General features: G+C 63.9%; 25 protein-coding genes and 4 tRNA genes. 8 read left to right on the top strand and 21 right to left on the bottom strand.

What is annotated here, in order from left to right:
- Positions 1-25: 25 nt before the first annotated feature.
- The 7 genes from KTR60_RS08565 to KTR60_RS08535 all read right to left on the bottom strand — a co-directional run bounded on the left by KTR60_RS08565 (position 26) and on the right by KTR60_RS08535 (position 2,157).
- Positions 26-98, bottom strand: a tRNA-Trp gene (locus tag KTR60_RS08565).
- 173 nt (positions 99-271) lie between these two features.
- Positions 272-697 (bottom strand): (3R)-hydroxyacyl-ACP dehydratase subunit HadB, encoded by a 426-nt coding sequence (gene hadB, locus KTR60_RS08560; RefSeq protein WP_003941909.1) that lies wholly within the window; start codon positions 695-697, stop codon positions 272-274.
- On the bottom strand, positions 684-1,238 hold the full coding sequence (hadA, locus tag KTR60_RS08555; protein ID WP_007728457.1) for a (3R)-hydroxyacyl-ACP dehydratase subunit HadA: 555 nt from the start codon (positions 1,236-1,238) through the stop codon (positions 684-686). The genes hadB and hadA overlap by 14 nt, the downstream gene beginning before the upstream one ends.
- Before the next feature lie 86 nt (positions 1,239-1,324).
- The gene (gene rpmG / locus KTR60_RS08550) at positions 1,325-1,492 is read right to left on the bottom strand and encodes a 50S ribosomal protein L33 (protein ID WP_003941903.1); all 168 of its coding nucleotides are present in this window, start codon (positions 1,490-1,492) and stop codon (positions 1,325-1,327) included.
- 61 nt (positions 1,493-1,553) lie between these two features.
- A tRNA-Met gene (locus tag KTR60_RS08545) sits at positions 1,554-1,626 on the bottom strand.
- Positions 1,627-1,671: 45 nt separating this feature from the next.
- A tRNA-Thr gene (locus KTR60_RS08540) sits at positions 1,672-1,744 on the bottom strand.
- 330 nt (positions 1,745-2,074) lie between these two features.
- Positions 2,075-2,157, bottom strand: a tRNA-Tyr gene (locus tag KTR60_RS08535).
- 224 nt (positions 2,158-2,381) lie between these two features.
- Between KTR60_RS08535 and KTR60_RS08530 the strand changes: the two genes are divergently transcribed.
- On the top strand, positions 2,382-2,873 hold the full coding sequence (locus KTR60_RS08530) for a YajQ family cyclic di-GMP-binding protein (RefSeq protein WP_003941854.1): 492 nt from the start codon (positions 2,382-2,384) through the stop codon (positions 2,871-2,873).
- Between the two features lie 71 nt (positions 2,874-2,944).
- Here KTR60_RS08530 and htpX read toward each other — a convergent pair whose 3' ends face one another.
- Together htpX and KTR60_RS08520 are read right to left on the bottom strand one after the other, a co-directional pair.
- Positions 2,945-3,808, bottom strand: a complete 864-nt coding sequence (gene htpX / locus KTR60_RS08525) for a zinc metalloprotease HtpX (protein WP_007728460.1) — start codon at positions 3,806-3,808, stop codon at positions 2,945-2,947.
- A 153-nt stretch (positions 3,809-3,961) separates the two neighbouring features.
- Positions 3,962-5,011 carry a polyprenyl synthetase family protein gene (locus KTR60_RS08520; RefSeq protein WP_037129929.1) on the bottom strand — a complete coding sequence of 350 codons (1,050 nt, stop codon included), beginning with the start codon at positions 5,009-5,011 and terminating at the stop codon, positions 3,962-3,964.
- Positions 5,012-5,115: 104 nt separating this feature from the next.
- Here KTR60_RS08520 and KTR60_RS08515 point away from each other — a divergent pair, with 104 nt between their 5' ends.
- Positions 5,116-6,378: a geranylgeranyl reductase family protein gene (locus KTR60_RS08515; RefSeq protein WP_416309275.1), complete on the top strand. Its 1,263-nt coding sequence runs from the start codon at positions 5,116-5,118 to the stop codon at positions 6,376-6,378.
- 55 nt (positions 6,379-6,433) lie between these two features.
- Here the strand turns inward: KTR60_RS08515 and KTR60_RS08510 are convergent, their stop codons facing one another.
- The 4 genes from KTR60_RS08510 to menD all read right to left on the bottom strand — a co-directional run bounded on the left by KTR60_RS08510 (position 6,434) and on the right by menD (position 10,437).
- A complete protein-coding gene (locus KTR60_RS08510) occupies positions 6,434-7,072 on the bottom strand; it encodes a demethylmenaquinone methyltransferase (RefSeq protein ID WP_153212777.1) in 639 nt (212 codons plus the stop codon).
- Between the two features lie 97 nt (positions 7,073-7,169).
- Positions 7,170-8,315 carry a glycosyltransferase family 4 protein gene (locus KTR60_RS08505; RefSeq protein ID WP_197523597.1) on the bottom strand — a complete coding sequence of 382 codons (1,146 nt, stop codon included), beginning with the start codon at positions 8,313-8,315 and terminating at the stop codon, positions 7,170-7,172.
- A gap of 68 nt (positions 8,316-8,383) precedes the next feature.
- A complete protein-coding gene (locus KTR60_RS08500; RefSeq protein WP_042453078.1) occupies positions 8,384-8,827 on the bottom strand; it encodes a DUF3592 domain-containing protein in 444 nt (147 codons plus the stop codon).
- The gene (menD, locus tag KTR60_RS08495) at positions 8,824-10,437 is read right to left on the bottom strand and encodes a 2-succinyl-5-enolpyruvyl-6-hydroxy-3-cyclohexene-1-carboxylic-acid synthase (protein WP_065352138.1); all 1,614 of its coding nucleotides are present in this window, start codon (positions 10,435-10,437) and stop codon (positions 8,824-8,826) included. The genes KTR60_RS08500 and menD overlap by 4 nt, the downstream gene beginning before the upstream one ends.
- Positions 10,438-10,505: 68 nt before the next feature.
- Here menD and KTR60_RS08490 point away from each other — a divergent pair, with 68 nt between their 5' ends.
- Positions 10,506-11,108 (top strand): flavin reductase family protein, encoded by a 603-nt coding sequence (locus tag KTR60_RS08490; protein WP_065352137.1) that lies wholly within the window; start codon positions 10,506-10,508, stop codon positions 11,106-11,108.
- Positions 11,109-11,166: 58 nt separating this feature from the next.
- Positions 11,167-11,994 carry a siderophore-interacting protein gene (locus KTR60_RS08485; RefSeq protein WP_042453072.1) on the top strand — a complete coding sequence of 276 codons (828 nt, stop codon included), beginning with the start codon at positions 11,167-11,169 and terminating at the stop codon, positions 11,992-11,994.
- 66 nt (positions 11,995-12,060) lie between these two features.
- On the opposite strand, the gene KTR60_RS08480 is transcribed toward KTR60_RS08485, so the two are convergent.
- Genes KTR60_RS08480 through KTR60_RS08470 form a run of 3 tightly spaced genes read right to left on the bottom strand, consistent with a single transcriptional unit; the run spans position 12,061 to position 14,197 of the window.
- Complete coding sequence (locus KTR60_RS08480) at positions 12,061-12,507, bottom strand: DUF6918 family protein (RefSeq protein ID WP_003941973.1); 447 nt, start codon at positions 12,505-12,507, stop codon at positions 12,061-12,063.
- A gap of 48 nt (positions 12,508-12,555) precedes the next feature.
- Positions 12,556-13,551 (bottom strand): o-succinylbenzoate synthase, encoded by a 996-nt coding sequence (locus KTR60_RS08475; protein ID WP_065352136.1) that lies wholly within the window; start codon positions 13,549-13,551, stop codon positions 12,556-12,558.
- A 1-nt stretch (position 13,552) separates the two neighbouring features.
- Complete coding sequence (locus tag KTR60_RS08470; RefSeq protein WP_037129937.1) at positions 13,553-14,197, bottom strand: PaaI family thioesterase; 645 nt, start codon at positions 14,195-14,197, stop codon at positions 13,553-13,555.
- Positions 14,198-14,280: 83 nt separating this feature from the next.
- On the opposite strand from KTR60_RS08470, the gene KTR60_RS08465 reads away from it, so the two are divergent.
- Complete coding sequence (locus KTR60_RS08465) at positions 14,281-15,174, top strand: 1,4-dihydroxy-2-naphthoyl-CoA synthase (RefSeq protein WP_024487301.1); 894 nt, start codon at positions 14,281-14,283, stop codon at positions 15,172-15,174.
- A gap of 28 nt (positions 15,175-15,202) precedes the next feature.
- Positions 15,203-15,592: a VOC family protein gene (locus tag KTR60_RS08460; RefSeq protein WP_003941917.1), complete on the top strand. Its 390-nt coding sequence runs from the start codon at positions 15,203-15,205 to the stop codon at positions 15,590-15,592.
- A gap of 80 nt (positions 15,593-15,672) precedes the next feature.
- Here the strand turns inward: KTR60_RS08460 and KTR60_RS08455 are convergent, their stop codons facing one another.
- Genes KTR60_RS08455 through KTR60_RS08435 form a run of 5 tightly spaced genes read right to left on the bottom strand, consistent with a single transcriptional unit; the run spans position 15,673 to position 21,269 of the window.
- Positions 15,673-16,032, bottom strand: a complete 360-nt coding sequence (locus KTR60_RS08455) for a hypothetical protein (protein WP_003942018.1) — start codon at positions 16,030-16,032, stop codon at positions 15,673-15,675.
- A gap of 2 nt (positions 16,033-16,034) precedes the next feature.
- A complete protein-coding gene (locus tag KTR60_RS08450; protein WP_003941866.1) occupies positions 16,035-16,793 on the bottom strand; it encodes an ABC transporter ATP-binding protein in 759 nt (252 codons plus the stop codon).
- Positions 16,790-17,533 carry an ABC transporter ATP-binding protein gene (locus tag KTR60_RS08445; RefSeq protein WP_003942056.1) on the bottom strand — a complete coding sequence of 248 codons (744 nt, stop codon included), beginning with the start codon at positions 17,531-17,533 and terminating at the stop codon, positions 16,790-16,792. The genes KTR60_RS08450 and KTR60_RS08445 overlap by 4 nt, the downstream gene beginning before the upstream one ends.
- A complete protein-coding gene (locus tag KTR60_RS08440) occupies positions 17,526-19,784 on the bottom strand; it encodes an ABC transporter permease (protein WP_065352135.1) in 2,259 nt (752 codons plus the stop codon). The genes KTR60_RS08445 and KTR60_RS08440 overlap by 8 nt, the downstream gene beginning before the upstream one ends.
- 60 nt (positions 19,785-19,844) lie before the next feature.
- Complete coding sequence (locus tag KTR60_RS08435; protein WP_064443322.1) at positions 19,845-21,269, bottom strand: ABC transporter substrate-binding protein; 1,425 nt, start codon at positions 21,267-21,269, stop codon at positions 19,845-19,847.
- A gap of 284 nt (positions 21,270-21,553) precedes the next feature.
- Between KTR60_RS08435 and KTR60_RS08430 the strand changes: the two genes are divergently transcribed.
- Complete coding sequence (locus KTR60_RS08430) at positions 21,554-22,753, top strand: inorganic phosphate transporter (protein ID WP_007728486.1); 1,200 nt, start codon at positions 21,554-21,556, stop codon at positions 22,751-22,753.
- 15 nt (positions 22,754-22,768) lie between these two features.
- The gene (locus tag KTR60_RS08425) at positions 22,769-23,032 is read left to right on the top strand and encodes a hypothetical protein (protein WP_003942079.1); all 264 of its coding nucleotides are present in this window, start codon (positions 22,769-22,771) and stop codon (positions 23,030-23,032) included.
- Positions 23,033-23,036 lie beyond the last annotated feature (4 nt).

The following is a 23,036-nucleotide window of genomic DNA, read 5'->3' as shown; positions in this document are numbered from 1 at the left end:
CCTCTCAGTCGCTGGCATCCGGGGGCAGGGGCGACAGGACTTGAACCTGCAACCTGCGGTTTTGGAGACCGCTGCTCTGCCAGTTGAGCTACGCCCCTTTGGTTGACCTCGACAGGTAGACCCTGCCTGAATCAACCGTTCTGCGATCACACAACATACGCGCTACCCGAGGTGAATGTCTTGCAACATTCAGGGCAGCGCGCAGCGCTGAGGAATCCCAGAAATCTCAGTGTACTTCAAAGCCCCGGAACAAACACAATCCGCCCTGCGATCAGGCTAGACGGACCGTGGCAGTGGCACGACCGAAGATCTTCTTACCTTCGGACTTGGCCACAATTGCCAGTACTGCGGTCTTGCTTTCTTCGTCGATCGACTTCACCTTGGCGGTGAACTCGATCTCGGCAGCCTTGTCGGCTGCCACGATCACCGGGCTCGTGAACCGTACGTTGTACTCGGTCACTGCGCCCGGATCTCCCAGCCATTCGGTGACGTAGCCGGCACCGATGCCCATGGAGAGCATGCCGTGCGCGACGACGTCCGGCAAGCCGGCAAGTCGTGCGACCTCGTCACTGAAGTGAATCGGATTGGGATCTCCCGAAACACCCGCGTAGTTGGCGAGGTTTCCACGCGTCAGGGTGACGGACTTCTCGGGGAGAAGTTCGCCGACACTCACGTCGGAAAATTTACGAAGCGACATGCATCATCACGTCCTTGACTGCGTGGGCGATGTTCTCGTCCACTTCCCCACCCGTTCGAGCAACAAGCGTCGTCCACGTGGTGACGACGGCTTCGTCGTTCTGATCGGTGATGATGTTCTTGGTCACGATGATGTCGCTACCTGCGGCCTGCCTGAACGAATCCAGGAAGACGTCGCAGAAGAGTCGGTCACCGACCTGCATGGGCTTGTGCAGCACCAAGCGCTGATCGGTCTGAAGAATCTGACTCAGGTCGTAGCCTGTGACGATCTCTTCGAACAGACGTCGCTGAGCAATGGCACCCACGATGGCGACGAACGTGATGGGAGCGATCAGGCCGTCATATCCGAGGCCCTTGGCTGCCGTCTCGTCGTAGTGCGCGGGATGGGCGTCCTGGACGGCGCGAGCGAACTCGCGTACCTTCTCGCGTCCGACCTCGTAGAAGTCTTCGACACGATAGTGGTGACCGACCATCTGGACGGCATGAGCGGCCGGGTCCGTAGGGACCTCGGCCGCTGCCTGGTTCTCTTGCAAATCTGTCACGCGGTGAGACTCTCTTCTAGCTAGGACCCGAAGACGCAGGCCCAGAGAGGGTCTTCCGCGAAAATCGTCGTCCTGTTAAGGACTTACTACTTCGACTCGCGATGCGACTGGTGGGTTCCGCAGTTGGGGCAGAACTTCTTGAGCTCCAGGCGATCGGGGTCGTTGCGCCGATTCTTCTTGGTGATGTAGTTGCGGTGCTTGCATACCTCGCAGGCCAAGGTGATCTTGGGCCGAACGTCGGTCGAGGAGGCCACGGGATGCCTTCTTTCGGGTGTATCTGATTACGAGCAATCAGGGTGGATCATGCATATTGTGTAGCGGTGACCGGACTTGAACCGGCGACGCAACGATTATGAGTCGTTTGCTCTACCAACTGAGCTACACCGCCTCGGTGTCGAGTGTCGCGCGGAAAGCACGGCACCACAATCCAGCGAGCCCCCTAACGGAATCGAACCGTTGACCTTTTCCTTACCATGGAAACGCTCTACCGACTGAGCTAAGGGGGCGTGGCTCAGGAGTGCGTTGCCGCTCTCTTGAAGCCTCCGAAAGATTACACACGAACGAGCGCCAGCACCAAATCCGCTGGTCATCGGGGCAAAAATGGTGCCGGAGCCCATTGTTGCACCGATCGGGGCCGCTGGCGAGGGCTATGCGGGAACCAGCTCGACCCTGCACTCCCCCTGAAACCATCCCCCGGTGCCCATCCCGAGGCCCCTGAGCCCCCGACACCCCTGAGCCGAAGCCGGCGCCTGCGTCGCCAACGCGCGCTCGACCTCGGTACACGCACAAAAAAGTCAGCCCCGACTCTCGCGAAGAGAATCGGGGCTGACTTGGTGTGGCAGATGTAGGATTCGAACCTACGTAGGCATAAGCCGACGGATTTACAGTCCGCTCCCATTGGCCGCTCGGGCAATCTGCCGTGCTTGCACCAGGCTTCGATCCGGCGCATTCGCAAGTATATCGCGACGTGCGGCGGCCGAAAACGGCTTCCTCGGTGCGGTGAGAAGAATACAACGAACACACCCCCATTTTGCAAACCGGGTGGTAACGGGCGGTGCCGACCCGATAACGTCGAGGTGTCCACCGGTATGGAAGGTGGGCGGAACTCGATGTTCGTGAACTACCGGAAAGCGGGAGTGTGAAGTGGCTGATTCGTCCTTCGACGTGGTGAGCAAGGTTGACCGTCAAGAGGTGGACAACGCCCTGCATCAGGCTGCCAAGGAGTTGACCACGCGTTTCGACTTCCGAAACACGGGAGCGTCGATCGAGTGGTCTGGTGAAGAGACGATCACGTTGAACGCCGACACCGAGGAGCGACTGCTGGCCGCCCTCGACGTGTTCAAGGAGAAGTTGATCCGTCGCGACATCTCGCTGAAGGCATTCGATGCCGGCGAGCCGGCGCAGTCCGGAAAGATCTACAAGCTGTCCGGAACCTTGGTCCAGGGCATCAGCAGCGAGAACGCGAAGAAGATCACCAAGAAGATTCGCGACGAGGGCCCCAAGGGCGTCAAGGCGCAGATCCAGGGTGAGGAACTTCGTGTGAGCAGCAAGAAGCGCGACGACCTCCAGGGCGTCATCTCCCTGCTCAAGGGTGAGGACTTCGGGATCGCCCTGCAGTTCGTGAACTACCGGTAGTAGGGGCTGCGCCCCTGTGCGCCTTTTTGGTAGTTCCGACGACCAGAAAGGCTCACAGGGGCCGAAGGCCCCTACATCCCCGCCATCTTCTCCAAACGCTCGATCCGGTCCGCCATGGGCGGATGCGTCGAGAACAGCTTGCTGACCTTGTCCCCCGCTCTGAAGGGGTTGGCGATCATCAGGTGGGACTGCGCCGCGAGCTTGGGCTCAGGCGGCAACGGCGCGGCTGCGACGCCCGACTCGAGCTTGCGCAGCGCCGACGCCAACGCCAGCGGGTCACCGGTGAGCTCGGCTCCCGATTGATCCGCCTGGTACTCGCGAGAGCGCGAGACGGCCAGCTTGACCACGGTTGCCGCGATCGGTCCCAGTAGGGAGACGAGCAGCAGCGCGATCGGATTGCTTCCCTGCCCGTTCCCTCGGCCGCCGAAGATGCTCGCGTACATCGCGAAGTTGGCCAGGCCAGAGATGACGCTGGCCATCGCGCCGGCCACGGACGAGATCAAAATGTCCCGGTTGTAGACGTGGGAGAGTTCGTGCCCGAGCACGGCACGCAGTTCGCGTTCGTTCAGGATCTGCATGATGCCGCTGGTCACGCACACCGCGGCGTGCCGAGGGCTACGACCGGTGGCAAACGCGTTCGGGGCGTTCGTGGGGCTGACGTACAGCCTGGGCATCGGTTGGTGCGCCGTCGTGGCGAGTTCGCGCACGATCCGGTAGATCGCCGGTGCCTCGACCTCGGTGATGGGCTGGGCGCGCATCGATCGAAGCGCCAGCTTGTCGCTGTTGAAGTACACGTAGGCATTCATGCCGACGGCAAACAGAACGGATCCCCACAGAAGGAACGGGCTGTTGAACAGCGAGCCGATGAAGACGATCAGCGCCGACATCCCCACCAACAAGCCGAATGTCTTCGCACCGTTCGCGTAGCCGTGCAAACCGCTCACCTCTTGCCTCGCTGGAGCCGAAGGCTCACCCGAACTCCCCGGTGTATGCACCGGTTCTGTTAAGTCAACGAAGGACAGGGTCATCAGGGTTCCCACCCAGTGACTGTCGGGGTTTCCACCCGGTAGCCCCGATTCGCCGAGGTGTCAGCCGACTCGTTCGATCGTGTAATCGACGAGACGCACGAGCGCTTCGTTGGCCGGTCCCTGCGGGAGCTCAGCCAACTGTGCTTTCGCCGCGACGGCATACTCGCCCAGCTTTGCCTTCGCCTTGACCATGCCCGGCGAACGCTCGAGCAGTTCGAGGGCCTCTTCTACCAGGGCATCTTCGGTAACCGGGCCCGCGAGCAGCTCCCGCAGGCGATCTGCGTCGGCCCCTTCTTCGCGGAAGGCGTACAGGACGGGCAGGGTGTGGACTCCCTCGCGCAGGTCGGTGCCGGGCGTCTTGCCGGACTGCGCCGAGACGGACGAGATGTCGATGATGTCGTCGGAGATCTGGAACGCGGTGCCGACGGCGTCACCCAGGCGCTCGAGGCGCTCGATGTGAGCTGCGTCGGCGCCGGAGAAGGTGCCGCCGAAGCGTCCCGAAGCAGCGATCAGCGAACCGGTCTTCTCCCACACGACCTTGAGGTAGTGCTCGACCGGATCCTGCTCCTTCTTGACACCGATCGTCTCGCGCATCTGGCCGGTGACCAGTTCGGCGAATGTTTCGGCGATGATCCGAACGGCCTCGGGTCCGAGCGTCGACACCAGGCGTGATGCGTGCGCGAACAGATAGTCGCCGGCCAGGATCGCCACACTGTTTCCCCAGCGGGCGTTGGCGCTGGGTGCTCCGCGCCGCATGGACGCCTCGTCCATGACGTCGTCGTGATAGAGCGTCGCCAGGTGAACGAGTTCGGTGACAGTCGCTGCGGTAATGATCGACGGATCGTTCGGCACCGGTCCGAGTTGCGCGGTCAGGATCGTGAACAACGGACGGAAGCGCTTTCCACCAGCTCGCGCGAGATGCAGCGCGGCCTCGGTGAGGAAGTCTTCTCCGTCGGACAGCTCGCTGACCAACAACTCCTCGACATCGGAGAGTCCACCACGCACTACTGCGGCGAGCTGTTCGTCGCCCAGGTCGATGCCTGCAACGACGGTGCTCGATGCGGTTGCGTCGGCAGCAGTCTTTTCGGTGCTCACGATGTCAGTACCCATTCCTGTCGTCAGTGACGGCTCGGTTCCCACGGTAGTGAACCTAGCGGTTCGCACTCGGGACGGCCTCGCCACGGTGGCGATCGCGAGCCTGGGAAGATGTGAGTGTGTCCGTAGAAGAGCAGTCCCCCGTCGTCGATTCGCTTCCGAACGAAACCGACATTGTGGTCATCGGCGCAGGTCCCGCGGGTTCTTCGGCCGCGGCGTGGGCCGCCCGCAGCGGCCGAGACGTCGTGCTGGTGGACGCTGCCGTGTTCCCGCGAGACAAGACTTGTGGTGATGGACTCACTCCGCGCGCCGTGGCCGAACTGGATCGCCTCGGCCTCGGCGAGTGGGTTCGGTCACATACGACGAACAAGGGCCTGCGGTTGTCCGGCTTCGGACAAGAACTCGAACTCGAGTGGCCAGGGACGTCGTTCCCGCCGATCGGCAGTGCGATCCCTCGGACCGAACTCGACGACGCCATTCGCCGGTGCGCCGTCGAATCCGGCGCGGTCATGGTCGAGGGCACCAAGGCCGTCGACGTCGAACTCGACGGTGATCGAGTAGCCGCCGTCGTACTCGCCGGCCCCTCGGGACGAAGCACCCTTCGTTGTCGGACGCTGATCATCGCCGACGGCGTTCGCTCGACGCTCGGCAAGAAGCTGGGACGGCAGTGGCACCGGGACACTGCGTACGGCGTCGCGGCACGCGCGTATGTCGCGACGCCGCGCAGCGCCGACCCGTGGATCACCTCGCATCTGGAACTGCGGGACACCGAGGGCACGTTGCAGGCGGGGTACGGCTGGATCTTCCCGCTCGGTACCGGCGAGGTGAACATCGGCGTCGGGACACTGGCGACGTCCAAGCGCCCGGCACCAGGTGCCTTGCGACCCTTGCTGGACCTCTACACCGATCAGCGCCGAAGCGAGTGGCAGTGGAGCAGCGAAATACATTCCGTCGCTTCGGCTTTGCTACCCATGGGTGGAGCCGTTTCCAACATCGCCGGACGCAACTGGGCCGTGATCGGCGACGCCGCAGCGTGCGTGAACCCGCTCAACGGTGAGGGCATCGACTACGGCCTCGAAGGCGGACGTCTGGTGGTCGAACAGCTCGGCGCCGACGACCTCACGGAGCTGTGGCCGACCGTGCTTCGGGAGCATTACGGGCAGGCATTCTCGGTCGCGCGCCGGCTCGCAGGCCTGCTGACGGTTCCGCAATTCCTGCCCGCCTCGGGCCCGATTGCGATGCGCTCACGGGCACTGATGACGGTCGCCGTTCGGGTGATGGGGAACCTCGTCACCGACGCCGACGCCGATCTGACGGCGAAGGCATGGCGTGCGTCGGGGGCCGCGTCGAGAAAGATCGACTCCCGACCGCTGTTCGGTTGAGCAAGTGCTGTGCGCCTTTATTAACCGCCGGGGGTTGATAAAGGCGCACAGCAGTTCAGGCAGTGGCGTAATGCAGCGCCACGATGCCGCCGGTGAGGTTGCGCCACTTGACGTTCTTCCACCCGGCAGCCTCGATCTTGCGGGCCAACTCTTCCTGGGTCGGCCAGGCGCGGATCGATTCGGCGAGGTAGACGTAGGCGTCGGGGTTGCTGCTGACGGTGCGTGCGACCTGCGGGAGCGCCTTCATGAGGTATTCCATGTAGACCGTGCGGAAGGGCCCGAAGACGGGCGTCGAGAACTCGCTGACGACGAGACGTCCGCCCGGCTTGGTGACGCGGGCGATCTCACGCAGTCCGGCTTCGAAGTCGGAGACGTTGCGCAGACCGAAGGAAATCGTCGCGGCGTCGAACACGTTGTCGGCGTACGGCAGGTACATCGCGTCACCTGCGACCATCGGAACCTTGCGCGAGATTCCGGCCTTGAGCATTCCCTTGGAGAAGTCGGTGGCGACGCACCAGGCACCGGAGCGCCCCAGTTCGACGGTCGAGACTCCGGTTCCGGCGGCGAGGTCGAGTACCTTCTCGCCCGGCTTGAGGTCGAGGGCTTCGCGGGTGGCCTTGCGCCAACCCTTGTCCTGGCCGAAGGACAGCACGGTGTTGGTGAGGTCGTATCGCTCCGCGACGTCGTCGAACATCGACGCTACTTCGTGCGGTTGCTTCTCGAGAGTTGCTCGGGTTCCGTGTGTAGTGGCCACACCCGAAACGCTACCAACCCTCGGGCAGCGAGGGCGTTCAGGCTGCTCTGGCACCCGTTCGCCGCCCGAGGCCCTGCACATCCTCGTAGTGACGGAGCAACTCTTCGCAGATTGCCGGCCAGGTCCGGTGCAGCACCGAGCGCCTCGCCGCGGAGCCGAACTGCACCCGCAGATCACGCTGACGAAGAGCGTCCACGGCGCTTGGCAGGAGTTCGGTGAACCTGTCCGTCGGCAGGAGGTAGCCGTTGCGGCAATGCGAGATCAGGTCACGCGGTCCGCCGGCGTCCGGTCCGACGACAGGCACACCACTCGCGAGGGCTTCCTGAACCGCCTGGCAGAAGGTCTCGTGCTCGCCGGGGTGAACGAATACGTCCAGGCTCGCATAGGCGTCGGCCAGCGCGGTACCGCCCAGTTGTCCGGTGAAGATCGCGTCCGGCATCAGTCGTCGTAGGTTCTCGCGGTCCGGGCCGTCTCCGACGACGACGATCTGCACACTGGGATCGCCGGCCAGGGCCGCCAATCGTTCGACGTGCTTTTCGGGCGCGAGGCGACCGACGAAGCCGACCACCAACCGGTCGCTGTCGCCGATCCAGGACTGCCGCAACACCGAGCTACGACGCGAAGGCGCGAATCGTTGTGCGTCGACGCCGCGGGCCCATCGGTGCACGCGCGGAATGCCGTGCTCTTCGAGGGCGTCGACTGCCGACGTGGAGGGCGCGAGTGTCCTGTTGCAGCTCTTGTGGATTCGACGGGTCCACGCCCATGCGGCGCGGCTGGTGACGCCGAGCCCGTAGCTTTCGGCAAATCCGGCGACGTCGGTCTGGTAGACCGCGACGGTCGGGATCCCGAGCCGCTTCGCGACGGCCACTCCTCCGGCGCCGAGCAGGAACGGTGACGCCAGATGGACGACGTCGGGCGCGAAGGTCCGCACGGCCGTGGTCAATCGTGGTTGCGGCAGGCCGACGGGAAGTGAACTGACTTTGGGCACCATGACGGCTGGCACCCGAACCACCTGAACGCCTTCGTGTTCGGTGGCGGCAGAGGTGTCGGATCCGACAGTGTCCGGCGCAATGACCATGGCGTCGTGGCCAGTGCGATCGAGGTGTTCGAGCACGCGTAGTACCGAGTTGGTGACGCCGTTCATGTTGGGCAGGAATGACTCCGCAACGATGGCTACTCTCACACCGAGAACGGTGACAGGGCCAGGAAAAGTCCACGTCATGTTCGTGTGAAGTTCGGGCGAAGCGCGAACTAACTCGAGGCGACCGGCGCCGAACTTGCCGCCTGCGCTTCCCGCTTGCGCAGGTACCAGATCGACGGTCCAGCCAGGAGCCACGTCACGACGATCACCGATCCGGCCGGGATCAGTGCCACCGTCGCGTTACGTCCTGCTACCCGAACCAAATCGGGCTCGGTCTTGTAGTACTCCACCTCGATGCGCTGTCCCACAGTCAGATTGGTGGGGTAGAGAACGCCGAGTTCAGGGTTGTGATTTGCGCCGTCCGGTGTCACGAAGCTGATCGCCGAACGTAGCGAGCCCGCCGAGAGCACCTCGGCGGTTGCGGTCCCCATGTTCGATTCGATGGTCCGATCGTTGCGCCAGGCACCGAGAACCAGAATCACCGCGAGCACGGAAATGCCGACCGCAACCACCAGCACACCGATGCGGAGGCGACGCAGAACTGTTTGCGTCACAGCTGTGCCCGCACGGAAGCGTGGAGTTCGCGCAGCCCACTGCGATCCGTCGCGACCTCGAGCACACGAATGCCGTTGGCCGGTTGCGCCAGCGTCGTTGCCAGGGCGTCGACGGTGACCGCTGCGTGCGGCACGCGGTAGGCCGCGCACAGCGCAGCGAGGTCCATGCCGTGTGGTGTTCCGAACACTCGCTCGAAGACGCCGGCGTACTGCGGGTCGCCTTGTTCGAGGAGCTCGAAGATACCGCCGCCGTCGTCGTTGGCGACGACGATGGTGAGGTCGCTCGGCCTCGGCTCACCGGTCCCGATCAGCAGCCCGGAAGCGTCGTGCAGGAATGTCAGGTCACCCATGAGAGCGACGGTCCGGCCACCGTCGTACGCCAACGCAGCACCGACCGCCGCCGAGACGGTGCCGTCGATACCTGCGACGCCACGATTCGACAGCACCCGCACGGCGGGCTTGGGGTAGCTCACGAGGGCCGCGTCGCGAACAGGGTTGGATGCGCCGAGCAGAAGCTGGTCGCCGTCCGCGAGAGCATCCATCACAGCAGCGGCCACGTGCAGGCCGGTGGCCTTGGGGTGGGCGTCGAGTTGCTTGCGGACGGCAGTTTCGGCGTGTTCGGTCAGCGCGGCACATCGAGCGATCCAGGCGGGATCGGGAGTCCCGGTGACCACTGCTCTGGTTCCGGTGGCGAGTACGTTGCCGGATACGTCCGGCCAGCGCGGCCCGGTAGTCAGCGCGTAGACGTGGACGCCTGGGTCGGCCAGCACCTTCGAGACCTGACGATGCAACGTCGGGCGGCCGGTGATGATCGCCTGCTTGGGCTTGAGTTGCGAGAGCGCGAGTGGATGCAGTGCGATCCCGTGCATCGGAGCCGTCGGCTCGGCCACCGTCGGCAGGCCGGCCAGCTCAGGCCGAAGTGCGCTGCCGTGTCCGGAAATGACCACCGTATCTGCGGTCAGATCCAGATCGACGGGAACGTCGAGCGTCGCATTCTGGGTGGTGGTCCAGGCCGCACCGCCGGGACGGCCCTCCGGGACCGGTCCCTGCACGTGCACGTCCGGCACCAGCGGCTCACGAAGTGGAATGTCGAAATGCACCGGACCCGCGTTTCCGGATCGGGTTCCGCGGGCAGCGGCGAGGACCCGGCAGACCGCCGAGCGCCACTGGCTGTTCTGCGTCGAATCGTCCTCCGCCAGGCCCAGGCTGATGGTTGCGCGGACTTGACTGCCGAAGAGCCCGAGCTGCTCGACGGTCTGGTTGGCGCCGGTGCCGAGCATCTCGTACGGCCGGTTGGCGCTCAGGACCACCAGCGGCACTCGCGCGTAGTTGGCCTCGAGGACAGCGGGTCCGAGATTCGCGACGGCGGTCCCGGAAGTCATCACGATGGGGACCGGTCGTTTCCCGGCGATTGCCATTCCGAGTGCCAGAAAGCCTGCTGTCCGCTCGTCGATCCGCATGTGCAGACGCAACCGGCCGTCGAGATCGGCAGCCTGGAGGGCAAATGCGAGGGGCGCGTTGCGAGAGCCTGGACACAGCACGACTTCACGCACGCCACCACGAACCAGTTCGTCGACGACGGCTGTGGCTTGTGCAGTGGACGGATTCACGCCTTCAAGAGTGTCAGATGTTCGGGTGCAAGCATGCCCAGGGGCGGGGACAGCGGCATTATGTGTGGGTGCGCACACTCTTCGATCCAGCCGAGCTCGAACCCCGCCGGTTCTATCAGTTACTCACCGCTTCGGTGGTCCCCCGGCCGATTGCCTGGGTGTCCACCCTGTCGGCGGACGGCGTCGGCAATCTGGCTCCGTACAGCTTTTTCACCGTGGCAAGTTCGGCGCCGCCGATCGTGCAGTTCACGTCGGTCGGACGCAAGGACAGTCTGCGCAACATCGAAGCGACCGGCGAATTCGTGATCAACCTGGCGACTGCCAGGCTTGCCGACGTGGTGAACCAGAGTTCCGCCTTCTACGACGCCGAGGCCGACGAGTTTCTCGAGTTGAACATCCGTAGCGAGCCGAGCGAGCGGGTTCGCCCCGTCCGGGTCGCCGACTCCCCGATCGCCATCGAATGCACGCTCCACCAGGTCGTCGAGGTCGGCAATTCATTTGTCGTGATGGGAAATGTGGTGGCGGTCGCAGTACGTCCCGAGGCTGTCGCCGACGACGGCCTGCCGGACTTCGCGGCAATAGCACCGATGAGCCGACTTGGCCGAGCGCAGTGGGGTCTTCCTCCCGAAGTCGTCGAAAAGGACAGACCCACCACTCCACAGCTACCGTAAATCAGGTTAGGGTTACCTGATTAGGTACGAGTAACAGATAATCAGGGAGCAACCAGTCATGGCCAAGCGCGCCAAGTTCGTGAAACCGGCCTCACGCAGCATCGTGTCGGCGCAGGTCGTGGCGAACAAACGAATCAGCCCCAGCTTCATCCGGGTGACCATTGCCGGCGAAGAGCTGTCCACCATCGCTCCGATGGGTGCCGATCAGTGGTTCCGCATGTTCATCCCGCAGGTCGGCCAGAGTGAACTCCGGTTGCCGAGCGCGGCCAGCAATCTCTGGTATGCGCAGTACCTGTTGATGTCCAAGGACACGCGACCAGTCGTGCGCAACTACACGATTCGCGCCTACCGTGCTGCCGGATCCGGTCTCTTCGGCGAGACCACGGAGATCGACATCGACTTCGCTTATCACGGCGACATCGGCCCGGCATCCGCGTGGGCGGACACCGCGTCGGCCGGCGACGAGGTCGCCCTCTTGGACGAAGGCTGCATCTACAACCCCACACCCGAGGCCAAGTGGCAACTGCTCGTCGGCGACGAGAGTGCACTTCCCGCGATCATCGGCATTCTGGAATCCGCGCCCGCAGACCTGCGTGCCGAGGTCTTCGTCGAGATTCCGAACATCGAAGACAAGCAAGACATTCCGGAGTTGGCGAACGTCAACGTGCATTGGCTCGTTCGCGAGGACGAACACGCGACGCCGGGTGTTCTGACCCTCGAGACCGTCCGCGCCGCCGAACTGCCCGAGGGGCCGTCGTACACCTTTGTCGCCGGCGAACAGGCACTCACCACCGGGCTGCGTCGGCACCTCGTGAACGACCGGAAGTTCGCCAAAACCGACATCACCTTCACCGGCTTCTGGCGCCACGGACATTCGGCTCACTGACAAACGCACCGAAAACGACGAGTGGCCCGAGAGAAACTCCCGGGCCACTCGTCGTTTTACGTTCGCTTATGCAGCGTGCTTCTGGATCACATCGCCCAGACGCGGCAGAGCTGCAGTCACATGCTTCTTCGCCGAACCGCGCAGCTTCGAGTACATCGACTTGACGACGGCCTTGTCGCTACCTTCGATACGCTCGTCCGTCACCTCGAGGAGGGAATCGGCAACCGCGTCGCCGCGGGCGCTGATGAAATCGGCGAAGCTGCCTTCGCCGGAAGCCGAGAATTCCTGCCAGTACGGCTCGAGCTTTGCCACGAAAGCCGGCAGAAGCGCGGTGACGGCGTCCGGCACGATGGACGGGCTCACCTTCTTGACCGCGCCGTAGCCACCCTTGAGAGCCAGCCCTGAGGCCCCCGACTTATCCGAAACCTCTGCGTCGATCAAGGTCTGCACGTCCGCGACGACCGCGGGAACCCGTGATTCCTCGAGCAGGGTTTCGTTCAGAGCTGCAACCACTTTCGATCCCTTCATTCTTCACTGATGTTCATCAGGTCGCGCCCGAGACTATACGAAATTCGGCTGGTCCCTACTGCCGAGTATCCGATGGCAGCGCCTGGCCCTCTCCAACCACCAGTCGCGCCGGTCCGCGGGCGCGGCCAGCGTCTCGAGCAGAACCGGATCAGGCTCGACGGCACTCACCGACAAAGCACCGTCGACAGCTGCCCCGGTGACCGCGACATCCCGGACGAACAGGCCGCCCGTGCCGAGGCCGCAGGCAAACGGAAGCGAAGGCAACGCTGCCGCGGCCGCCAGTCCCGCGGACATCCCCACAGCCGTGTCCAGCGCACTCGAGACCACCACCGGCACCCCGTAGTCCGCCAGCTGCGCCGACAGCGCCACCACAGCACGCATTCCGCCCAGCGGGGGCACCTTCACGACGGCGACGTCCGCTCCCCCGGCTCGTACGACGCGCAGCGGGTCCTCGGCACGGCGAATGCTCTCGTCGGCAGCGATCCGCACACCGGTCCCCGCGGCGCGGACCCTGACCAGTTCCTCGACGCTTGCACACGGCTGCTCGGCGTATTCGAGTTCACCGGCATCGGTGATCGCTCGCAAGGCCGTGATCGCCTCGTCCACGCTCCACCCGCCGTTGGCGTCGACGCGCACGTTCGGGATGTGCCGACGCACCTCGTTCACCCGGGCGACGTCCTGCGCCAGCGACTGTCCCTTCTCGGCGACCTTGACCTTGGCTGTCCGGGCGCCGGGGAAGCGCTCCAGCAATTCCGGAACGGCAGACGCGTCGATCGCCGGCACGGTCGCGTTGACGGGAACTGCGTCACGAAGCGCAGGCGGCGGACCCAGCCACGCCGCTTCGATACCCGCGAGCAGCCACTGCGACGCCTCGTCGTCGTCGTACTCGACGAAGGGGGCGAATTCTCCCCACCCGGCCGGGCCGCGAACGAGCAGGGCCTCACGAGTCGTGATGCCGCGAAAGCGAACTCGCATCGGCAGCGCGAGAACCACGGCGTCCGCGATCAGATCGTCGAACGAGGGGAACATGTCAGGGCTGTCCCGGAAGCAGTTCGATCATGAGCGCCTCACCGTCGGCGAGGAGCTTGCCGTCGAGATCGGTCAGGCGCGCGCTGACAAAAGTCTTGCGACCCTCGACCCGATCCACCTGCCCCTCGATCACCAGTTGTTGATTGAGCGGAGTGATCGCGCGGTAATTGATGTGGAGGTAGCCGGTGCGGGAGATCGGACGGCCACCCGCGTGGACCGTCATCCCGAAGACGTCGTCGAACAGCAAGGGCAGGACACCGCCGTGAGCGGCGCCGTTGCCGCCCAGGTGGTAGCGACGGAAGACGCCGGTACTGCGGACTCCTTCGGTGTCGAACTTCTCGACCATCCACGGGAGCATGAGGAGGCTGCCGCGTCCGGGCAATTGGATGTTCGAGCCCGCGGGCGACTTGCCTTCCGGGACCTCGTACGGAGTCAACCGATCGGCAAGCTCCTCGGCTTGCGTAGCGATGTCTGCGAGTACGTCGTCGGGAACATTGGTCGAGACGGCAAGGTCCTGCAACCTGCGCATCGCTTCGACGAAGCGGCCGAAGTCCGGACCTGCGGGAGTGTGCCGGAACCGTGGAAATCCGCCCCGCTTCTCACCGTCTGTGACGATCTCCGTGCCGTCTGCGGTTTGTTCGCTCATGACCTGCACGTTAGCGCGCCCGGGAACGTGTTCTACCTCAGGTATCCGTTAGACGCGCGAGCCGTGCCTCTATCGTGGCTCAGGTGACCTTCAACCCGCAGCTCTGGCGCCCTGTCCCCGGATTCGAGAACCTCACCGACATCACCTACCACCGGCATGTCAGCCAAGGCACCGTTCGCGTCGCCTTCGACCGACCGGAAGTGCGTAATGCGTTCCGCCCGCACACCGTCGACGAGTTGTACCGCGCGCTCGATCACGCCCGGATGACCTCCGACGTGGGAGCGGTGCTCCTGACCGGCAACGGACCGAGCGAGAAGGACGGCGGTTGGGCGTTCTGCTCCGGCGGAGACCAGCGCATCCGTGGTCGCAGCGGCTACCAGTACGCCGAAGGAGAAACGGCGGACACCGTCGACAAAGCACGCGCCGGGCGCCTGCACATCCTCGAGGTCCAGCGCTTGATCCGCTTCATGCCGAAGGTCGTGATCTGCCTGGTCAACGGCTGGGCTGCGGGCGGCGGCCACAGCCTGCACGTGGTGTGCGACCTGACGCTCGCCAGCCGCGAGCACGCACGGTTCAAGCAGACCGACGCCGACGTCGGAAGCTTCGACGGCGGCTACGGCAGCGCCTATCTGGCAAAGATGGTGGGCCAGAAGTTCGCTCGCGAGATCTTCTTCCTGGGTGAGACGTACACCGCCGAGGAAATGCATCAGATGGGCGCGGTCAACAAGGTTGTCGACCACGCTGAACTCGAAAACGTCGCGATCGACTGGGCCGGCAAGATCAACGGCAAGTCGCCGCAGGCACAGCGGATGCTCAAGTACGCGTTCAACCTGCAGGACGACGGGTTGGTCGGCCAGCAGCTGTTCGCCGGTGAGGCAACACGTTTGGCGTACATGACCGACGAGGCCGTCGAGGGTCGTGACTCGTTCCTCGAAAAGCGTGATCCCGACTGGTCACCATATCCCTGGTATTTCTGACACAGTAGGTGCGAGAGGGAGGTCGGACGTGGAGATTCTGAGCAGTCGGACGATATTGCGCCCGAGCGAGTACGAACGAACGCTGAGCTTCTACCGAGACACCCTCGGTCTGGCGATCGCTCGTGAATATCCCGGCGGCACAGTCTTCTTCGCCGGCCAAGGGCTGATCGAAGTCGCTGCGCACGGCGGCACCGGCGAGGGCGGCTTTCGCGGCGCGATCTGGCTGCAGGTCCGGGACCTCACTGCCGTTCAGACCGAACTGGTTCTCGCCGGGGTCAAGATCGCGCGCGAGGCAAGACAGGAACCGTGGGGTCTACACGAGATGTGGATCGCCGACCCGGACGGGACACCGATCGTGATGGTGCAGATCCCGGAGGACCATCCCATCCGACGCGATTCCCGGCCACCGTCCGCGTAGTCGAGACACCGCTGTAGCCGAGCAATGACAGATGCCCGCCACGACTTTCGTGGCGGGCATCTGTCGGTTCTTCGCAGAGATCAGTTGCGCGTGCTCAGCGCCTGAGAGATCTGATCTGTCTGTGCCTGGCCCTCGAGCAGTTGGCGAACCAACCACAGCCGCAGCACCTTTGCCACCGATGCGGCCAGGAAGAGTGCGGCACCGACCACTGTCAGGGCGAGGAAAACCACGGTGAGGATCTGGTACGACACCAGATCCCGCAGGTCCGAGAGCGTCAGCGAAGAGATGTAGACGACGAAGGCGCCGACCACTCCGACGACCATGAGCACCAGGCCCGCGATGCGCGTCGCCGCGTCGCCGCCTGCCTGCTTCTTGTCCAGCTTCAACTCTGCGATGTTCTTCTTGAATTCCTCACGGCGATCTTCGGCGAGAGTAGTCATCGTCATCCTCCTAGATAACTGGTAGAAAGTTCGTTTTCGATGTCGTGTGGATCGCCGGTCTTGACGACGCGTCCCTGCAACATCAGTGCGGCCGAGGTCGCGATGGGCAGCACCGCTCGCGCGAACTGCTCGGCGACGAGAATGGAAATGCCTTCGGCTGCAAGCGAGCCGACGACGTCGTACATCTGCGAGACGATTCGAGGTGCGAGACCCATCGACAGCTCGTCGAGCAGGAGCACCGTCGGGTGAGTGCCGAGTGCCCGTGACAGCGCCAGCATCTGCTGCTCACCACCGGACATCGATCCGGCCAACTGTCCGCGCCGCTCCCCCAGGATCGGGAACCTGCCGTACGCAACCTCTTCGAGTTCGGCCAGCCCGACGCCCGTTCCGGTGGCGATCCACAGGTTTTCCCGCACAGTGAGGTTGGCGAAGATCCCGCGTCCTTCGGGGATGGAGCAGACCCCCAGCCGAGCCAACTCCGAAGGCTCGACTCCGTTCACGACCTGGCCCGCGAGCCGGAACTCGCCGCGGGTGACCGGAAGGACGCCCGAGCAGATCTTGAGCGTCGACGTCTTGCCGCCACCGTTGGGTCCGAGTAGCGCCACCACGGCGCCCGGTTCCAGAATCAGGTCCACCCCGTGCAGAACTTCGATGGATCCGTAACCGGCGCGGACACCGGACAGTTCGAGCAACGGTTCGGCGCGGTCGGGGCTGCGTATACCCTCGTCGATTTTCGCCTCGCCAATTTTCGCTGACGTCATACCGCCTCCTCCTCGGTCCCGATGTAGGCCGCGATCACTTCCGGATCCGTCCGGATCTTCTCCGGATCACCCGAGGCGAGGACTGCGCCGTAGTCGAGCACGTGGATGGTCGAGCACACTTTCATCACCAGCGGAATGTCGTGCTCCACCAGACAGATTCCGAGTCCACCCGCAGCAAGTTCGGTGAGCATCTCGGCAAAGACCTCGGTTTCCTGCTCGGTCTGACCCGAGGCCGGTTCGTCGAGCAGAAGCACTCGCGGGTCGGTCATGAGGGCTCGTGCAACTTCGACGACGCGAGCCCGTCCGGTGGGGATGTCCGCGACGTCCTTGTCCGCGACATCCGTGAGCCCGGTCAGCTCCAGCAGGCGATCGGTCTCGCCGTCCACGTCGATCTTGTTGCGGCCGTTCGCCTTGTGGATGTCTCCCGCGACGCGCAGGTTGTCTCGCACCGACAGCGAGACGAACAGTTCGAGCCGCTGGAAGGTACGTGCCAGCCCGCGCCCCGCCCGCTTGTGCGGCGGCAGCTTCGTCACGTCGACGCCACCGAGGAACACCTGACCGGAGGTGGGTTTCTGCAGCCCGGTGATTGTGTTGAAGAGCGTCGTCTTGCCGGCACCGTTCGGTCCGATGAGTCCTGTCACGGTGCCGGGTTGCACGGTGAGCGAAACGTCCTTGACCGCGACGTGTCCACCGAAACGAACGCTCACACCGCGCGTTTCGAGAAGTGGTGTATCAGACATGGACGGTCAACTCCTTCGGCGAGCCACCCTGGTACTGAGGAATCCCCAGTTCGCGGTCGATCTCGTCACGGATCTCGGGGCTGTACGGGACATCGATCCCGATGTCCTCGGGAACGACTGTCGCTTTGGCGGCCAGTTCCTCCGGAGTGAGAACCGCGCTGGGCATGACCATCTCACCGATCACCGGCAGCATGAACACCACCGCGATCGTGATGGACGCGAACCACCAGTTGCCGAGTACACCGGTCAGAGCAAGGACGTAGGTCAGCAGAACGACTGCGGCGCCGCCGATCAGAACAGGCTTGGCACCGGCGAGCCGTCGGTAGCCCTCGATCACGCTGTGGACCGTTCCGCTGGGGTTCGCGCCGACGCCGATACCGATCAGTGCCGGGCTGACTGCCGCGATGTTGCCGAAGAGCAGCCACATTCCCTCCAACTCCGGTTGCGCCGAAGCCAGATTGGTGAACGAGACCATGATGACCGCAAACCCGATTCCGGCCATCAGTCCACCGAACAGGGCGCCGGTGACGTATCCGATACCCGCGACGACGGTCAGCATGAGCAGCGAGAGGCTGACCATGATGGCAAAGCTCTCGCCCGAGACGGACCCCATGGCGCTCGACATCAGAATGCCGCCGAGACCGGCGATCCCCGAAGAGATCATGAAGACGCTCAGCTTGAGCCGAACCAGGCTCTGTCCGAGCATGGCCGAACCGGCCGGGCTGTCCTTCATCGCCGCGAGTCGGCGCCCGTAGCCGCTGTTACGCAACGCGATGACGCCGACGCCGAGTACCGAGAACAGCGCGGTCACGGTCATCAGGAACACCGTCTCGTTGCTCAGATCGAGCGGACCGATCTTCAGCGGAGGGAGGGCGATGTTCCCGTCCTTGAACAGCGAGTACTTCATGCCGAACATCTCGTGTTCGGTGGTGTCGCGAAGGACCATGTTGGAGAGGAACACTCCGAAGGCCATGGTTGCCAGCGCGAGATACAGCCCTCTCAGCCGCAGCGCCGGTAGGGCGACGAGGCCACCGATCACTGCGGTGACGAGGACTCCGACGACGATGCCCCACAGGTTGAGGTGCGCAGCCAACCCGGAACCGGAGATCCCGAAATGGAAGGCCACGATGGTCGCGATAGCGCCGAAAGACACCGGCGCCAAGTTCAATTCACCCGCGTAGCCGGTGAGGAGTGTGAGCGAGAGCGCGATGATCGCGAACGTCATTCCGATGGTCAGTGTGGTGACGGCGGAGGTCACCATCAGCAGACGGATCAGGTAGACGATGACGATCAGTGCCACGCCCCAGACGACGGCCTTGCGCACGCTCGGCACGTGGTAACGCTCGCGAGTACGGGTGACCGCTCCACGCAACCGGTCCTGTGGGAGCACGATCAGCACCACGAACAGCGCGATCATCGGCAGGGAGACACGGAAATTCGACGTCCAACTCCAACTCGTCGGGAAGTATGCCAATACGTACGTACCGGCAAGCCCGAGGACCACGGCGCCGACGAACGTGCGCGGAATGCTGCGCAACCGGCCGAACATGGCCGCGGCAAACGCGTCGATCACCAAGAGTGTCAACATGTTCGCCTCGAGTGTGCCGCCACTGATCGGGGTGATCAGGATGCCGGCCAGGACTGCGAGCGTCGAACCCATCGCCCAGGACAGTGCCGCAAGACGCTCCGGATTGTGGCCGTTGAGGCGCAACAGTTCCGGATCGTCGACGACGCCGCGCATCGCGACACCGGCGCGGGTGCGCGTGAACAGGATGCGCAGGCCGACGGCGATGGCGATCGCAACGAGGATGCAGATCAACTCGTGGTAGCGGATGCTCGCGCCGAACACCGTGATCTTGGACTGGTCGCCGAAGAACATCTGCATCGTCCGAGCGGTCTCGGGGTGCCAGAACCAGTGCGAGATCGAGAGCATTCCGAGCAGGATCGAGACCGTCACAACGATTTTGGTGACCTCGGCGGTATCGCGCAGACCCTTCATGATCAGGACGTAGAGGCCGAGGCCCATCAGTGGCCCGACCAGGACGAGTGAAATCAGCAAGGCGACGAAAGTGGGAAGTTCCCAGCCGTAGCGCAACTGCCAGTAGATGAACGCACCGAGCATTGCCTGTGCACCGTGCGCGAAGTTGAAGATGCCTGACGTGTTGTACGTGAGTACCAGCCCGGAGGCGGCGATCGCGTACACCGACCCCAGGACCAGGCCCAGGATCGTGAAAGTGACAAAAGTGTTCATGGCTGAACCCTCGTTAGGGACTCGGGCGGCGGTTGGCGCTCGCCGCCCGAGTCGGAAGAATCAGGACTGCGGCTTGATGACGTTGGCGTTCTGGTACTTCGTCGACACGCGGTCAGCGCCGAGTTCGGTTCCCCAGGTGCTCTTGTCGGTCGCGACGAGGTACTTGGGGTCACACTTGAATTCGCCCGCGGTGGACGGGAACGCCTGCGAGTAGGTACTGCCCTTCAGCGAGGTCATGAGTCCGCAGGTGGCCGGCATGTTCTTGCCGGGATCGGTGACGGCATGCAATCCGCCGCCGTCCCACTCGTGAATGTTCGAGAGTTCGTTCACCATGCACTGACGCGTCAGATCGCTACCGCACTCGTCCGCGGCGGCCGCCCACAGTAGGAACGACGACGCCGCCTGCATACCGAGGAGCGCGGTCTTGCCACCCTGCTCGGAGACCAGATCCACGTACTTCTTCACTGCGGGCACCTTGTCCGCGTTCTCGAGCATCTGGAAGGTCATGCCCGCGTTGAGGTTGTCGAGCAGTCCGGTGTCCTTGTTCCAATCGGAGACGGTCGCGCCGTACCAGGTGGCTTCACCGAAGAAGACGGGATCGATCCCGACCTGATCGAGCGCCTTCACGAAGTTCAGCTCCGACGGGCTTGCCGATCGTGACGTCCAGATCCCCTTCGCGCCGCACTCCTTGTACTTCTCGGCGAACGGCACATAGCTCGATTCCCCCTCGTAGTTGAGTGTGACGCCGCAATCCTTGAGCTTGAAGCCCGCAGCCTCGGCGATCGAGCGAATCTTCGTGGTGGAGCTGATGATCGTGGGCATCGTGCTGTTGACGACGTCGAAGTCGTTCACCAGATCGGGGTGCATCTCGGCCATCTGGAACCACTGCGAACCGTTCGCGTAGTCGACCGGGAACGGGACACCCTGGAATGTCATCGGTCCGTTGGCTGCGTCGGGTGACACGGTGAAGCCTGGCACGGACACCAGGTTGCACGCGACACGCGTCTGCTCGGCGGTCTGATCCATCGCGAAGCCGTAGCCGACCATCATGAACTGGCTCGCGCACGCTTCCTGCATGACCGAGTTGGCCTGCGTCATCGCGGCGTCGTAGTCGGTACCGACAACCTTGCGGCCGTTGATGCCGCCCTGATCGTTGCACCAAGAGATGAGCGCGTTCACCGCATCGCTCATTTCCTTGTTCAGCCCAGGAGACTTCACATAACCGCGGTCGTCACCGAACCCGATCTTGATCTCGGTGTCGCTGACGCCTTGATCGGTTGCGCCGGTGGCGTCGCCTTCACCACAGGGCGAATCGAGGGTGCCGAACTTCGCGTCGGATGTGCTCGACGCAAGGTCTGCGCTGACGCCGGGTCCGCCGACAGCGACGGCGTAGGGATCGTCACCACGATTCGATGCGCAGGCTGACGCCAGAACGGCGGTCGCGGCGAGTGCCACGATCAGCTTCGTGGACTTGTTGGGCTTCACGGTCGGAGCTCTCCTTCTCACTGACAGACACCGAGAAACAGGGGTGAAACCCCTGTTCCGGTGCGCTCGGTGCCCGTAGGTAATCAGCGTTTAAAACGGTCCGAATGTGCCTTCCCGGTGAGTGAGACCAAAAAGTGAGGTCCCACACAGGGTTCCGATTTCGTGGCGCTGAACACATCGCGAACGGCAGCGCCGCAGCCCACGCGCGGGGACGTACTCCGCGGAGCCCCTGTTCGCATCCCGTTCGCTGTACTTTTACGCGTTCGATACGCACAATTCACGTTGTGACCGCAGAGCTCGTAATCCTCCTGGTGGTAGTTGTCACCGCCCTCGCGTTCGATTTCACGAATGGTTTTCACGACACCGGTAACGCAATGGCCACCTCCATCGCGACCGGAGCACTCAAGCCCAAAGTTGCGGTCACACTTTCCGCGATCCTGAACCTGGTCGGTGCGTTCCTGTCCGTCGAGGTCGCTGCGACCGTGGCCAAAGGCGTCGTCAACCTCGGCGCGGTCAGTGGGCAGGATCTGCTGCTGATCGTCTTCGCCGGTCTCGTCGGCGGAATCATCTGGAATCTGGCGACCTGGCTGCTCGGATTGCCGTCGAGCTCCTCACACGCACTGTTCGGCGGATTGATCGGCGCCGCAATCGCCTCCATCGGTATGGGCGGCGTCGAGTGGGGTGGAGTTCTGACCAAGGTCGTCGTCCCCGCGATCCTCGCGCCGGTCGTCGCGGCCCTGGTCGCAGGCGTCGGTACCAAGCTCGTGTACCGAATCACCGCATCCGTCAAGGAAGACGAGCGTGAGCGCGGTTTCCGTTTCGGCCAGATCGGCACCGCCTCGCTGATCTCACTTGCGCATGGCACCAATGACGCCCAGAAGACTATGGGCGTCATCTTTTTGGCCCTGGTCGCTCACGGCACCATCACCGCCGAGACCGAGATGCCGTTCTGGGTGAAGTTCACCTGTGCCGTCGCGATCGCTCTCGGCACCTACCTTGGCGGTTGGCGCATCATCCGCACCCTGGGCAAGGGCCTTGTCGAGATCGCCGCGCCGCAGGGTCTGGCAGCCGAAGCGTCGTCCGCCGCCATCATTCTCACGTCGAGCCACCTCGGACTCCCCCTCTCGACCACCCACGTCGCCACCGGATCGATCCTCGGTACCGGCATCGGGCGCAAGGGCGCCGAGGTCCGCTGGGGCGTCGCAGGCCGGATGGCCGCCGCCTGGTTGATCACCTTGCCGTCGGCCGCAGTGGTCGGCGCCATCTGCTGGGCACTCGCGCATCTGATCGGCGGCCTGGCCGGCGTGCTCGTCGTCTTCGCTGCCCTCATCGCGTTCGCGATCTTCATGTACCTGCGTTCGCGTAAGGAACCCGTAGACGCCGCCAACGTGACCGCCGAATGGGACGAGAATCCGGATGCGACGGCTCGCGAGATTCCGACTGCTGATCCCACTCCGTCCACCGAACCCACTCGCAACTCCTGAAAGGGGCGCAAGAGAATGCATCTACTCACCGATACCCTCGATTCGCTCTGGCAGGTAGTGGCAGTCGGACTGCTCTTCGGAGCCGGACTGCCGGCGATCTTCGCCTTCGGCCTCAAGTCGCTGAGTCTGCCGAACGCCGACGGCACCGAAGGACCGTCCACCCTGGGTAAAATGGGTGCGTACCTCTGTTTTGCGGTCGTGCTCGTCACGATCTTCGCCGGAATACTGTTGTTGATGAAGAACTTCTTGGCCAGCACGTTCGGAATCCACGTCTTCTGAGTGG

It is taken from the genome of Rhodococcus sp. C1 (genome assembly GCF_020809065.1).
GTDB classification, from domain to species: domain Bacteria; phylum Actinomycetota; class Actinomycetes; order Mycobacteriales; family Mycobacteriaceae; genus Rhodococcus_F; species Rhodococcus_F qingshengii.
This window is presented reverse-complemented; position numbering and strand designations above follow the sequence as displayed.